Genomic DNA, 12,405 nt, shown 5'->3' with positions numbered 1-12,405 from the left:
CCGCGCCGGCGGGGCCTCCCGGGGCGGCGGCCAGTCCGAGCCGGCCCAGCAGCTCGCCGCGCAGCGCGCGGGCCCGGTCGTGCGTGAGGTAGGACAGGGACACCGCGGACTGCCCGGCGTCGGCCACCTCGAACTTCAGCTCGGCCAGGCCCAGCAGGCGGGGCAGGAAGGGCCGGTGAATGTCGATGGCCTGCACCCGGTCCAGGCGAGCCTGGCGCTCCTGGCGGAAGAGCACCCCGGAGCGCACCCGCACGTGCTCGGGCGTCACCTGGTAGCGGGTGAACCACCAGGCGACGAGCACGACGGCGCCCGCCACCAGGAGCACGAGCAGCACGATCCCGGCCAGGACCCACCAGAACACGGTGTCCACCCGGCCGGGGTCGAAGTCCGGGGCCGGGGAGTCCCGGCCGCCGAAGTAGGCGCTCACGAGGTCGTCGAGCACGATGTTGACGAAGCCGCCCGCGAGCACGAGGATCGCCAGCCACCCCTTGACCACCGGGGTCAGCGGATGGACCCGGTGCCACGGATCGGCCGGGGCGGGCGCCGGGACGGGATCAGGGGCGGCGCTCACAGGCCCGCCAGGAGGGCCTCGCCGCGCGCGGTGAGCCGCTCGCGCAGCCGCGACGCCTCGGCGTGCTCGACCCCCGGGATCTCCGCGTGGCTGCCGACGGCGGCGGTGTGCAGCTTCACGGTGGCCAGCCCGAAGCTGCGCTGCAGCGGCGAGACCGACACGTCCACGTACTGCATCCGGCCGTAGGGGATGACGGTGACCCGCTGGTAGAGCAGCCCGCGGCGCACGAGCAGGTCCTCCCCGCGCTCGGCGTAGCCGATCGCCCGCACCCGCCGGGGGGCCAGGAGCACGGAGAGCAGTCCGATCACCAGGACCACCGCCGGCGGCAGCAGCAGCCAGCCCAGCGGGGCCCCGGACCAGATGCCCGTGCCGGCCAGCACCGCGGGCCACCCGACCACCGCGAGCCAGAACACGGTGCCCGCCAGCCCGGACAGCACGGTCACCGTGACGTGCCGGGGGGAGACCCGGGTCCACACGAGCCCGTCGGGGTCGATCGCCCGGTTGCTCAGCGGGACCGGGTCACCGGGCGTCCCGTCCGCGGGGCCGCGCACGGCGCCGTTCGGGGATCTCTCGGGCATAACCACCTTCTCCCTCGGGGAGCTCCTTCTGCCGTCCCCTACCGTACTCGGCGTCGCCCTCGGCCTCGGGATCGTCCGGCGGGAGCTTGCAGAAGCCCTCCACGATCCAGCCGACGACGGCGAGGACCAGTCCCGCCGCGGCGTGGGCCAGGCACGCCCACAGCGGCCCCTGCTCGGACCGCACCGAGAGCAGGGCGAGCTGGTCGACGGCGATGGCGGCGTGCCAGCCGGTGAGCACGGCCCCCGCCCAGGCCGCCGCCTGCGCGCCGGCGGCGGTGCGGGCCGCCACCAGGGGGTCGAAGCGCTCCGGGTGCGCGCCCTCCTGGTAGTGCTTGACCCGCACGCCCAGCACGAGCAGGGCCACGGCGGCGGCCGCGACGGCCGCGAGCGAGACCCACGGCAGGATCAGCAGCGGCCCGCCCGCCCCCGTGGAGAGCCGGTTGGCGGTCCAGCCGAGGGCTCCGGCGGCGGCGGCGCACAGCAGCAGGGCGGGGACGGTGAGCACGTGCACGGCGCGGCCTCCTCAGTCCCGGTCCTCGCCGCCGGGCCCGGCGGGCAGCAGCGGCACGGTGTCCGGGCCCAGGCCGCCGAGGTCCTCGGCCTCGCGGGCCAGATCGGCCACCCGGCGTCCCTCGAGGGTCGCGGCGGGGTCCATCAGTGCCCAGGGCACCAGCACGAACGCCCGCGTGGCGGCGCGCAGGTGCGGGACGGTCAGCTCCGGCTCGTCGAGGCGCAGCTCGCCGTAGACGACGATGTCGATGTCCAGGGTCCGCGGTCCCCACCGCTGCGTCCGGGTGCGGTGGTGGAGCTGCTCGATCTCCTGGCAGGCCCGGAGCAGGGCGAAGGGGCTCAGGTCCGTGTCCACCTCGACCACCGCGTTGAGGTAGTCGCCCTGGTCCGGCGGGCCGCCGACCGGCTTGGAGCGCACCACGGGCGAGCTCCGGACCAGGGTGATCCGGGGGTGGGCGGCGAGCTCGAGGGCGGCCCGGCGCAGGGTGTCCTCCCGGTCGCCGAGGTTGGCGCCGAGGGCGAGGACCGCCAGGGTGGCCACGTCAGCGCTCCCGGTAGATCGTCACGGACACGTCGGAGAAGGTCACCTCGATGGGGGCCTTCGGCTTGTGCACCGTGACCTCCACCGCCTCGAGGGGGAAGCGCTCGAGCAGGCGGCGGGCGATGCGGTCGGCGAGGGTCTCGAGCAGGTTCACGCTCGGGCCGATCACCATGTCCCGCACCTCCTCGGCGACCTCGCCGTAGTGGGCGGTCAGCGCGACGTCGTCCTCGGCCCCGGCCCGGGAGAGGTCCAGGTACATCACCAGGTCCACGAAGAACGGCTGCCCGCTGCGCTTCTCCTGGTCCAGGACCCCGTGGTAGCCCACGGCGCCGATGCCCAGCAGGTTGATCCGGTCCCGGCGGTCGGGCACGCGCGGCGGGGCCGCCGGCACGTGCTGGCGGCCGGCCCGGTCCCCGGCGCGCAGGCGCCCGCCCTCGGCCTCCTCGCGGGGCAGGCGGCTCATCGGGCCCCTCCCCCGGTCGCGGCCGCCCGGGCGGCGCCGGGGCGCAGGACCGCCGGTTCGGTGCCGAGCCACGCGTGCGCGACGGCCACGGCGTCAGCGCTCGCGCGCACGTCGTGCACCCGCACGGCCCACGCGCCCGCGTGGGCCGAGAGGGCGCTGACCGCCGCGCTGGCGGTGTCGCGCCCGGCCGCGGGCCGGGCCTCGCCGTCCGTCTCGAGCAGGGCGCCGAGGAAGCGCTTGCGGGAGGCGCCCACCAGGACCCGGTGGCCCGTGGCGGTGAAGCGCGGCAGCGCGCGCAGCAGCGCCCAGTTCTGCGCCCCGCGCTTGGCGAAGCCCAGTCCGGGGTCCAGCACGATCCGCTCGGGGGCCACGCCGGCGGCGACCAGCCGGTCCCGCAGGGTCTCCAGCTCGGCCAGGACCTCGTCGACGACGTCGTCGTAGTCGGCCAGCCCGTCCATGGTCGCCGGGGTGCCCCGGGCGTGCGTGAGCACGTAGGGCGCCTGCCGCTCGGCGACGACCTCGACCATCGCCGGGGTCACGGACAGGCCCGAGACGTCGTTGACGAGGTGCGCCCCGGCGTCGAGCACCGCCGCGGCCGTGGCGGCGTGGAGGGTGTCGACGCTGAGCACCGCCCCCGCCGCGGCGAGGGCCTCCACCACGGGCAGGATCCGGCGCTGCTCCTCGGCGGGGGTGATCCGCTCCGAGCCCGGGCGGGTGGACTCCCCTCCGACGTCGAGGACGTCGGCGCCCTCGGCGAGCAGCCGCATCCCGTGGGCGATCGCCGCCTCGTGACCGGCGTGCTCCCCGCCGTCGCTGAAGGAGTCGGGGGTGACGTTGAGGACGCCCATGACCAGGGTCCGGCCACTGGGCAGGTCCTCGAAGGAGCCCCAGCCGAGGGCCCCGTGCGCGGTGCGGGTGGTCGTGGTCACCGGCTCAGCGCCCCAGGATGAGGCTCATGGCCTCGGCTCGGGTGGCGGGCTCGCGCAGCTGGCCGCGCACGGCCGAGGTGACGGTCTTCGCCCCGGGCTTGCGCACCCCGCGCATCGACATGCACAGGTGCTCGCACTCGACCACCACGATCACGCCGGCGGGCTTCAGGTGCTCCACGATCGCCTCGACGATCTGGGTGGTGAGCCGCTCCTGCACCTGCGGGCGGCGGGCGAAGAGGTCCACCAGCCGGGCCAGCTTGCTCAGCCCGGTGACCATGCCGTCGTGGCCGGGGATGTAGCCCACGTGCGCGTGGCCGTGGAAGGGCACGAGGTGGTGCTCGCACGTGGAGTAGAACGGGATGTCCTTGACCAGCACCATCTCCGAGTGGCCGATGTCGAAGGTCGTCCCGAGGATCTCGGCGGGGTCCTGGTGCAGGCCCGCGAACATCTCCGCGTACGCCCGGGCGACCCGTCCGGGGGTGCCCTGCAGGCCGTCCCGGTCGGGGTCCTCGCCGATCGCGAGCAGCAGCTCCCGGACGGCCGCGGCCACGCGGGGCTGGTCGACCGCCCCGGCCCCGGCCTCGAGCGCGGGGGCGGGATCGGGATAGGGCGGCTCGAAGGCCTCCGCGGCCAGGTCGTGCGTGTGCGTGTGGGCCTCGTGGGGCAACGCGCCCTCCTTCGGGGTCTGCCGGGTCTGCCGGACGCGACGGGGATCGGCGGACGCGACCGGCTGTCGCTCCATCCTAGGCCCGGCTCAGTCGGTGCCGGCGCCCGGGGCGGTGCCGGCGCTGCTCGAGGACCCGGCGCCCTCCCCCGGCGGCACGGAGTGGCCGCGCTCGGGGACCTCCAGGGGGTGCTCCGGCTTCGCGGCGGCCGCCTGGTCCTGGGGGGCCAGCGTCGCGGGGTCCTGGGCGTGGACCCGCCGGGCCTCCTCGCGCTCGGCCTGGGTGACCACCGGCGGGTCCTCCGAGAGCGGGCGGGTGTCCTTGGACAGCCACACCGGGCGCAGGTCCCGCTTGCGGATGTCGTGGAAGATCTCCGCGACCTGCGCCTCGTTCAGCGTCTCCTTCTCGAGCAGCTCCAGGGCGAGGCGGTCCAGGACGGGACGGTTGTCCATCAGGATCTGGTGGGCCTCGTCGTGGGCCTGGTCGAGCAGCGCCCGCACCTCCTCGTCCACGAGGGCGGCGGTGTGCTCGGAGTACTCCCGGCCCCCGCCGGCGGCGTCGCGGCCCAGGAACGGCTCGGAGCTGTCCCCGCCCAGCTTGATGGAGCCCACGCGGGCGCTCATCCCGTACTGGGTGACCATCTTGCGCGCGGTGTCGGTGGCCTTCTGGATGTCGTTGGAGGCGCCGGTGGAGGGATCCCGGAAGACGATCTCCTCGGCGGCCCGCCCGCCCATGGCGTAGGCCATCTGGTCGAGCAGCTCGTTGCGGGTGGTCGAGTACTTGTCGTCCAGGGGCATGACCATGGTGTAGCCCAGCGCGCGGCCCCGGGGCAGGATCGTGATCTTGGTGACCGGGTCCGTGTTGCGCAGGGCCGCGGCCACGAGCGCGTGCCCGCCCTCGTGGTAGGCGGTGACCTTGCGCTCGAGCTCCTTCATGATCCGGCTGCGCTTCTGCGGTCCGGCGATGACGCGGTCGATCGCCTCGTCCACGGCGCGGTCGTCGATGAGCTGGGCGTGGGACCGGGCGGTGAGCAGCGCCGCCTCGTTCATCACGTTGGCGAGCTCGGCGCCCGTGAAGCCCGGGGTGCGCTTGGCCACGCCGGGGAGGTCCACGTTGTCCGCCAGCGGCTTGCCCTGGGCGTGCACCCGCAGGATCTGCAGGCGGCCCTTCATGTCGGGGGCCTCCACGCCGATCTGCCGGTCGAAGCGGCCCGGGCGCAGCAGCGCCGGGTCGAGGACGTCCGGGCGGTTGGTGGCGGCGATGAGGATGACGTTGGTGGTGGCGTCGAAGCCGTCCATCTCGACCAGGAGCTGGTTGAGGGTCTGCTCCCGCTCGTCGTTGCCGCCGCCCATGCCGGCTCCGCGCTGGCGGCCCACGGCGTCGATCTCGTCCACGAAGATGATCGCGGGGGCGTTCTCCTTCGCCTGCTGGAACAGGTCGCGGACGCGGGAGGCGCCCACGCCCACGAACATCTCGACGAAGTCGGAGCCGGAGATGGAGAAGAAGGGCACCCCGGCCTCCCCGGCCACGGCCCGGGCGAGCAGGGTCTTGCCGGTGCCGGGCGGGCCGTAGAGCAGCACGCCCTTGGGGACCTTCGCGCCGAGGGCGGTGAAGCGGTCGCGCTCCACCAGGAACTGCTTGATCTCGTCGAGCTCCTGGACGGCCTCGTCGGCCCCGGCGACGTCGGCGAAGGTCACCGTGGGGTTGTCCTTGTCGAACATCTTGGCCCGGGAGCGGCCGAAGCGCATCACCTGCGAGCCGCCGCCCTGCATCCGGGAGAAGACGAACCAGAAGATGGCCAGGATGATCAGGAACGGCAGGAGGAAGCCGAGCAGGCTGGTGAACCAGTTGGACTCGACCGGCTGGTCCGTGAAGCCCTCGAGGTCGGCCGCGTTCATCGCGTCGACGACCTCCTCGCCGCGCGGGGTGACGTAGTAGAACTCGACGTTGCGCCCCAGGTCACGGCCGTCGAGGCTGAGGTCCTCCTCGAGCTGGAGCTCAACCTTCTGCTGGCCGTCGTAGATCTTGGCCTCGGAGGCCTGCCCGTCGCGCAGCAGCTGCAGCCCGACATTGGTGTCCACACGGTTGCCGGCGCCGGTCGTGAGGGAGCCCACGACGGGGAAGAGGACCAGAACGGCCAGAAGGACCCAGAACCAGGGTCCCCTGAAGAAGTTGTTGGGTTTTTTCGCCGTGGCCAAGCCGCTGATCCTCCCGTGGATGGTTGTCCGGGCCCCTCGAGCCGGGGCCCGCCCGAGGGCCGGGGGTCCAGGGGACGCAGACCTTCAATGTACAGCCCGCGCGGCGGGTCTCCCCCGGAACGGGCCGGGAGTTCCCTGTCAGCGGACAGCCGGCTCGGACGCGGGCGGGCGGGAGTGCCCGGCGCACGCGCGCCGGGCACTCGGCTCACGCGTAGACGTGCGGGGCGAGCGTGGCGATGCAGTCGAGGTTGCGGTACTTCTCGTCGTAGTCCAGCCCGTAGCCGACCACGAACTCGTTGGGGATGTCCCAGCCGACGTACTTGACGTCGATGGAGGTCTTCGCGGCCTCCGGCTTGCGCAGCAGCGCGCAGACCTCCACGGAGGCGGCGCGGCGGGACTCCAGGTTCGCGCGCAGCCAGGACAGGGTCAGCCCCGAGTCGATGATGTCCTCGACGATCAGGACGTCGCGCCCCGAGAGGTCGGTGTCGAGGTCCTTGAGGATGCGCACCACCCCGGAGGACTTGGTGCCCGAGCCGTAGGAGGACACCGCCATCCAGTCCATGGGGTACTGGCCCTGGAGCGCCCGGCACAGATCGGCCATGACCATGACCGCGCCCTTGAGCACGCCCACGAGCAGCACGTCCCGCCCCTGGTAGTCGGCGTCGACGGCCGCCGCCAGTTCGGCGATCTTCGCCTCGATCTCTTCCTTGCTGAACAGGACCTCGGTGAGGTCCCCCTGGACGTCCTCAGCCTTCACGGCGCTCCTCGTGTGATGCGTCAATCGGATGCGGGCCGGCGGCGCCCGCCCCGGCCGCGGTGCGCGGGCGGACGAGCTCCAGGTGTCCCGGACCACGGGTGCCTGCCGGCGGGCGGCGGCGCCACACGGACACCTTACCCGCCATCTGCACGGGCCCCGCGGCCCCGTGCTCCTCGGCGAAGGCGTCGAGCGCGCCGAGGCGCTCGTGGGCGGGGGTCTCCCCTCCGGCGGCGACCACGGCCGCGGACAGGGCGCGGCGCCGCAGCGCGGGGTGGGCCGCCCGCAGGGTCGCCAGGTCCAGGGCCAGCGCACCCGGCGGCTCGGGGGCGGCGGCCCGGGCCCGCTCGAGCAGCTCCCGGGCGGCGCCGTCGAGGTAGTCGGCGTCCGGACCCAGGATCGCCGCGGAGCGGGCCAGGGCGCGGGCGAGGCCGGGCCCGAGCTCCTCCTCCAGCAGCGGGAGCACCCGGTGGCGGACCCGGGCGCGCATCAGGGACGTGTCCCGGTTCGTGGGGTCGTACCAGGGCTCGAGCTGCTCCGCCGCGCAGATCTGCCGGGCCTGCTCGCGGGAGAGGTCGAGGAAGGGCCGGAGGTAGGTCACGCCGTCGAGCTCGCGCGCCGGGGGCATCCCGGCGAGGGAGCGGGTGCCGGAGCCGCGGGCGAGGCCCAGCAGCACCGACTCGGCCTGGTCGTCGAGGGTGTGCCCGAGCAGCACGGCGTCCGCGCCCGTGCGCGCCACGACCTCCGCGATCCCCGCGTAGCGGGCGGTGCGGGCGGCCATCTCCGGTCCGCCGCCGCCCGGGTGCACGGTCACGGCGGTGACGACGACGGGGGCCAGCCCCAGGTCCTCGAGGGTGCGCGCGGTGCGCTCGGCCACCGCGGCGGAGCCCTCCTGGAGGCGGTGGTCCACCACCACCCCGCCCACGCGCAGCGTGCCGCGGCGGGCGAAGTGGGCCGCCACGGCGGCCAGGGCGAGGGAGTCCGGCCCTCCGCTGCAGGCGACCAGCACGAGCGGGGGTCCCGGCCGGGTCCGGGGGGCGTGCTCCCGGACGGCGGCGAGCACACGGCGGCGCCCCGCGGCGACGTCCGGGGACAGCCGGCCGCGGCGGGCGAACTGGGTCACCGGCGGGCGTCCTCGCGGGCGCTCGCGGCCTGCTGGTTCTGGGCCTCCCGCACGGCCAGGCGCACGACCTTGGCCAGGGTCGGTGCGGTGTCGCCCAGCAGGTCGAGGGCGGCCTCCAGCTCCCGCTGCGGGACCACGTGGGCCAGGGCGGCCACGGCGTTGGTCTCGCTGTGGATGCCGGCCTGGATCTGCGTGGTCGACAGCACCGGCTGCGAGGCCTCCACCGCGGAGAGCGTCTCCTCGATGTCCGGGGTGCCGATGCGCTGCTCCAGCATCACGAGGCGCTCGTAGACCGCGGGGTTGCCGATCTTGATCCGGCGGCCGCTGTTGAGCTGTGACAGCATGGGGGCGGACAGGCCCAGGACCTCGGCCAGGCGCCGTTGCGTGATGCCGTAGGCCTGCACCACGGTGCCGAAGCGCTCCGACAGGGGCTGGCCGTACAGCTTGACCTGCTGTTCGATATTCTCTGTGCTCACGTAAAAATACTGTCACACAAAGGTGATCCTCACCTACCGCGTGTCGGCCTGTGACCGCTGCCGCCGCGCCGGTCCGCGCACCCCGAAAACTCGATGAAACTGCATGTCAGCGCGGGGTCGGCGACGTCTAGCACATTTTCCGGCGCCGTGGGCGCGGTGGGCTCAGCGCCGCGGTGCGGCGGCGCCCAGGACGCGCTCGATCCAGCGCTCCGGGGCGTGGATCTCGGCCTCCGTGGGCAGGTGCTCCGGGGCCTCCCAGATCCGGTTGAACTCCTCGAGACCCACGGCCCGCACCACGGCGGAGACGAAGCGCTGGCCGTCGCTGTACTGGCGCATTTTCGCGTCCATGCCGAGCAGGCGCCGGACGAAGCGGTCCAGGCTGCCCTGCAGCTCCGAGCGGCGCTCGAAGCGCCGCCGGATCGTCTTGACGGTGGGCACCACCGAGGCGTCCACCCCGTCCATCACGAAGTTGGCGTGCCCCTCGAGCAGGCTCATCACGGCGGTGAGGTGGGAGAGCACCTCCCGCTCCCGCCGGCCCATCAGCAGGCCCACCACGCCCAGGGAGGGCTGGGGCTCCCCGCGGCCGGCGGCCCGTCCCGGCAGGGACCGGACGGCCTCCGTGAGCCGGGCGCCCAGCGTCTCGGCCTGGCCCATGAGCGAGTCGGCGAGCTCGTCGATCTGCTCCATCATGTGCGCGCGCAGCCACGGCGCCGCGGCGAACTGGACCCGGTGGGTCTGCTCGTGCAGGCAGACCCACAGCCGGAAGTCCTCGGGCTCCACGTTGAGCTCCCGCTCCACGGTCAGGATGTTGGGGGCCACGAGCATCAGCCGCCCGCCGGGATGGCGCTGAGCGGCGAGGGCGGAGACCAGTCCCGCGTAGGGGTCGTACTGGCCGAGGACCTTCGACGAGAGGAAGCCCAGCACCGCGGCCATCTCCATGGCCGTGGCCGTTCCGCCGAGGGCGGTGGCGGCGGCGCCGAACTGCTCCGGGCGGCGGCGGCGCAGCGCCTCCACCGCCGGCTCCATGAGCAGCTGGAAGGTCTGGGCGTTCGCGCGGGCCCACCCGGCGCGGTCCACCACCAGGACCGTGGAGTCCCTCAGGTCCCGGGCGGCCTCCAGTCCGGTGATGCGGTGCACGTGGTCCACGGACGCCTCGGCGTGGCGGCGCATCGACGCGACCGCGGCCTGCTTGGCGCCGGCGGACAGCTTCGGCCCCGGCGGGGTGATCCGTGCGGCGGCGGCGGCGGCGAGGTCCCAGCGGACGATCCCCGGCGCCGCCGAGGGCGCCGCGGACTCCGGGGTGCGGTGTGCTGTGGTCATGGCCTCATGCAACCACACGCGCATGGGAGCTCCCGCCGCGCGCGCGTCACAGTCGGGCGAGGGCCGCCACGGCGCGGTCGGCGGCGTCGCGCGCGGCGGCCGGGTCGGCGACCTCGTTGAGCACCACCGAGAACGTCAGCAGCCGCCCCTCCCGCGTGCTGACGTGGCCGCTGAGCGAGACCACCGTGTTCAGCGTGCCGGTCTTGGCCCGGGCCAGTCCCCGGGCGGCGGTCTCGGCCTCGTCGTCGAACCGGTCGGCGAGGGTCCCGGATCCGCCGGCCACCGGCAGCGCGCGGGCCCCCGGGGCCAGCGCGCCGGTGCCGTCCACGGCCATGGCCCGCACCACGCGCTCGAGGGCGCGGGCGGGGATGCGGTTGTCCAGCGACATCCCGGAGGCGTCGGAGAGCACGAGACCCGCCGGGTCGATCCCCCGGGCTGCGAGCGCCTCGGCCGCGGCCTCGCGTCCGCCGGTGATGCTGCCCGGGTGGCCGGCGGCCCGGGCCGCGATCCGGGACAGGACCTCGGCGAGGTGGTTGTCGGAGTCCTGGATCATCAGCTCGGCCTGCTCGGCCAGGGTGGCGGACTCCACCGCGGCCAGCTCGGCCGCTCCCCGGGGCGCCGGTCCGGGGGCGAGCCGGAACGGCGGGGCGGCGACCCCTTCGGCGGCGAGCGCTGCCCGCAGCTCGGCGGCGAAGACCGCGGCGACGTCCGCCGCGGCGTCTCCGGGGCGTGCGGGCGAGGCCACGTCCCCGGCCGGCACGTGGTGGGACCAGAACGCCATGGGGGCCACGGGCCCGATCTGCCCGGCGGCGACGTCCCCGGCGGCCCAGGCCTCGTTGAGGGCCGGGCCCGGGAAGAGCCCGGCGTCCCAGCGCACGGTGCGGGGCGCGCCCGCCCCCCGGGCGACGAGCGCGCGGGCCGTGTCCTGTGCCAGGGTCCGCACGCCGGCGCGGCCCTGCACCGCGTCCGGGTCGGAGCGGCCGGGCCGCAGCAGGGTGTCGCCCCCGGCGACGAGCACGACCGTGTCCGGCTCCTCCCCCGCGACGACGGCGGTGCGCAGGCGCTCGCCCGGATCGGCGTGGGTCAGCAGCGACAGGAGGGTGACCAGCTTCTGGTTGGAGGCCGGCACCAGGGCGGTGTCCGGGTCCTGCTCGTGCAGCGGGGCACCGGTGAGGGCGTCGGCCACCAGGACGGAGCGCCGCCCGGCGGAGGCGCCGTCGAGGGCGGGGCCCACCGCCGCCGCCACCTCGGCGGCGGAGGGCAGCGGTGCGCCCGGGTCCGGGAGCACGGCGCCGTGCGGGGTGGGCGCGGCCGGGGGCAGGGCCCGTGCCGCCGGCGGCACGGGTCCTGCGGGGTGCGGTGCGGGGGCCGGCGCGGGCAGCCAGCCCGGGTGGGACCAGCCGGCCAGGCCGGCACCGAGCGCGAGGAGCAGGGTGGCCAGGACCCGGCGCCGGCGGCCGGGCGCGGGGCGCCGGGGGGTGTGCATGGTGCCCATTGTGGCCCCCGCGGCGGGGCCGCCCCGGGGTGTCCCGCGCCACGGCGGTTACCGCCGCCCGCGGGGCCGCGGTTATCGTGGGGTCGGATCTGCCCCCACCCTGCCTGGGTGGTGCGGCCGCGCCCGGCCGCTGTCAGCCCTGTCCGGCCGCCCCGGACGACCCGGGGCCCCGCCGGCCTTCGCACGCACGAGGAGAAACACCATGGAGTTGGACGTCACCATCGAGATCCCCCGGGGATCGCGCGTCAAGTACGAGATCGACCACGAGACCGGCCGCCTGCGCCTGGACCGCGTGCTGTTCACCTCGATGCAGTACCCGGCCCACTACGGGTACTTCGAGGACACCCTGGGCGAGGACGGCGACCCCCTGGACGCCCTCGTGCTGCTGGACTTCGAGATCGTCCCCGGTGTGCTCGTGGAGTCCCGTCCGATCGCCGTGTTCAACATGAACGACGAGGCCGGCGGGGACGCGAAGATCCTGTGCGTGTCCACCGACAAGCGCTACGACCACATCCAGGGCCTGGACGACATCGACGAGTTCAAGCTCAAGGAGATCCAGCACTTCTTCGAGCGCTACAAGGACCTCGAGCCGAACAAGTGGGTCAAGGGCGAGGGCTGGGAGGGCCGGGAGACGGCCGAGCGCCTCGTCACGGAGGCCCTCGAGCGCTTCGAGCAGTCCCACTACGAGTCCGCCGCCGAGGCGGAGGAGAAGGCCGCGTCCACCGACTGAGCGCACGGCGCACCGGCGGGGGCCGGGGACCACACCGGTCCCCGGCCCCCGC

The 12,405-nt window shown here is 75.0% G+C and carries 14 protein-coding genes; 1 reads left to right on the top strand and 13 read right to left on the bottom strand.

Annotated features, from left to right (window positions below):
- The 13 genes from ABL57_RS17355 to dacB form a co-directional block, all read right to left on the bottom strand.
- Positions 1 to 571, bottom strand: a 571-nt coding sequence (locus ABL57_RS17355) for a PH domain-containing protein (RefSeq protein WP_152683440.1), incomplete at its 3' end; no start/stop codon positions are given.
- Positions 568 to 1,080 carry a PH domain-containing protein gene (locus ABL57_RS17350; RefSeq protein ID WP_047804736.1) on the bottom strand — a complete coding sequence of 171 codons (513 nt, stop codon included), beginning with the start codon at positions 1,078 to 1,080 and terminating at the stop codon, positions 568 to 570. The genes ABL57_RS17355 and ABL57_RS17350, both read right to left, overlap by 4 nt.
- 10 nt (positions 1,081 to 1,090) lie before the next feature.
- Positions 1,091 to 1,660 (bottom strand): DUF3180 domain-containing protein, encoded by a 570-nt coding sequence (locus tag ABL57_RS17345; protein WP_047804733.1) that lies wholly within the window; start codon positions 1,658 to 1,660, stop codon positions 1,091 to 1,093.
- 12 nt (positions 1,661 to 1,672) lie between these two features.
- Entirely contained in the window at positions 1,673 to 2,200 is a 528-nt protein-coding gene (gene folK / locus ABL57_RS17340; RefSeq protein WP_047804732.1) for a 2-amino-4-hydroxy-6-hydroxymethyldihydropteridine diphosphokinase, read from the bottom strand.
- 1 nt (position 2,201) lies between these two features.
- Entirely contained in the window at positions 2,202 to 2,663 is a 462-nt protein-coding gene (gene folB / locus ABL57_RS17335; protein WP_082157528.1) for a dihydroneopterin aldolase, read from the bottom strand.
- The gene (gene folP, locus ABL57_RS17330; RefSeq protein ID WP_047804731.1) at positions 2,660 to 3,592 is read right to left on the bottom strand and encodes a dihydropteroate synthase; all 933 of its coding nucleotides are present in this window, start codon (positions 3,590 to 3,592) and stop codon (positions 2,660 to 2,662) included. Before folP ends, folB begins: the two co-directional genes overlap by 4 nt.
- Before the next feature lie 4 nt (positions 3,593 to 3,596).
- Positions 3,597 to 4,334, bottom strand: a complete 738-nt coding sequence (gene folE, locus ABL57_RS17325) for a GTP cyclohydrolase I FolE (RefSeq protein WP_139318609.1) — start codon at positions 4,332 to 4,334, stop codon at positions 3,597 to 3,599.
- A 12-nt stretch (positions 4,335 to 4,346) separates the two neighbouring features.
- Positions 4,347 to 6,455: an ATP-dependent zinc metalloprotease FtsH gene (ftsH, locus tag ABL57_RS17320; protein WP_047804730.1), complete on the bottom strand. Its 2,109-nt coding sequence runs from the start codon at positions 6,453 to 6,455 to the stop codon at positions 4,347 to 4,349.
- Positions 6,456 to 6,660: 205 nt separating this feature from the next.
- Positions 6,661 to 7,212 (bottom strand): hypoxanthine phosphoribosyltransferase, encoded by a 552-nt coding sequence (gene hpt / locus ABL57_RS17315; protein WP_047804729.1) that lies wholly within the window; start codon positions 7,210 to 7,212, stop codon positions 6,661 to 6,663.
- Positions 7,202 to 8,332, bottom strand: coding sequence for a tRNA lysidine(34) synthetase TilS (tilS, locus tag ABL57_RS17310; RefSeq protein ID WP_047804728.1), 1,131 nt, complete (start codon positions 8,330 to 8,332; stop codon positions 7,202 to 7,204). The genes hpt and tilS overlap by 11 nt, the downstream gene beginning before the upstream one ends.
- A complete protein-coding gene (locus tag ABL57_RS17305) occupies positions 8,329 to 8,808 on the bottom strand; it encodes a hypothetical protein (protein ID WP_047804727.1) in 480 nt (159 codons plus the stop codon). Before ABL57_RS17305 ends, tilS begins: the two co-directional genes overlap by 4 nt.
- 162 nt (positions 8,809 to 8,970) lie before the next feature.
- Complete coding sequence (locus ABL57_RS17300; protein WP_047804726.1) at positions 8,971 to 10,128, bottom strand: zinc-dependent metalloprotease; 1,158 nt, start codon at positions 10,126 to 10,128, stop codon at positions 8,971 to 8,973.
- Between the two features lie 46 nt (positions 10,129 to 10,174).
- Positions 10,175 to 11,614, bottom strand: a complete 1,440-nt coding sequence (gene dacB, locus ABL57_RS17295; RefSeq protein WP_160310810.1) for a D-alanyl-D-alanine carboxypeptidase/D-alanyl-D-alanine-endopeptidase — start codon at positions 11,612 to 11,614, stop codon at positions 10,175 to 10,177.
- Positions 11,615 to 11,825: 211 nt separating this feature from the next.
- Here dacB and ABL57_RS17290 point away from each other — a divergent pair, with 211 nt between their 5' ends.
- Positions 11,826 to 12,353, top strand: a complete 528-nt coding sequence (locus ABL57_RS17290) for an inorganic diphosphatase (protein ID WP_047804724.1) — start codon at positions 11,826 to 11,828, stop codon at positions 12,351 to 12,353.
- Positions 12,354 to 12,405: the final 52 nt, after the last annotated feature.

The sequence above is a fragment of the Kocuria sp. SM24M-10 genome (assembly GCF_001027955.1).
GTDB lineage: Bacteria > Actinomycetota > Actinomycetes > Actinomycetales > Micrococcaceae > Kocuria > Kocuria oceani.
The sequence above is the reverse complement of the archived record's forward strand: the minus strand, read 5'-3'. Positions and strand labels throughout refer to the sequence as shown.

Excerpts from the sequence above, each read along its gene's own strand:
- dacB (WP_160310810.1), bottom strand. The coding sequence starts at position 11,614 with ATGCACACCCCCCGGCGCCCCGCGCCCGGCCGCCGGCGCCGGGTCCTG.
- ABL57_RS17300 (WP_047804726.1), bottom strand. The coding sequence starts at position 10,128 with ATGACCACAGCACACCGCACCCCGGAGTCCGCGGCGCCCTCGGCGGCG.
- folB (WP_082157528.1), bottom strand. The coding sequence starts at position 2,663 with ATGAGCCGCCTGCCCCGCGAGGAGGCCGAGGGCGGGCGCCTGCGCGCC.
- ABL57_RS17290 (WP_047804724.1), top strand. The coding sequence starts at position 11,826 with ATGGAGTTGGACGTCACCATCGAGATCCCCCGGGGATCGCGCGTCAAG.
- folE (WP_139318609.1), bottom strand. The coding sequence starts at position 4,334 with ATGGAGCGACAGCCGGTCGCGTCCGCCGATCCCCGTCGCGTCCGGCAG.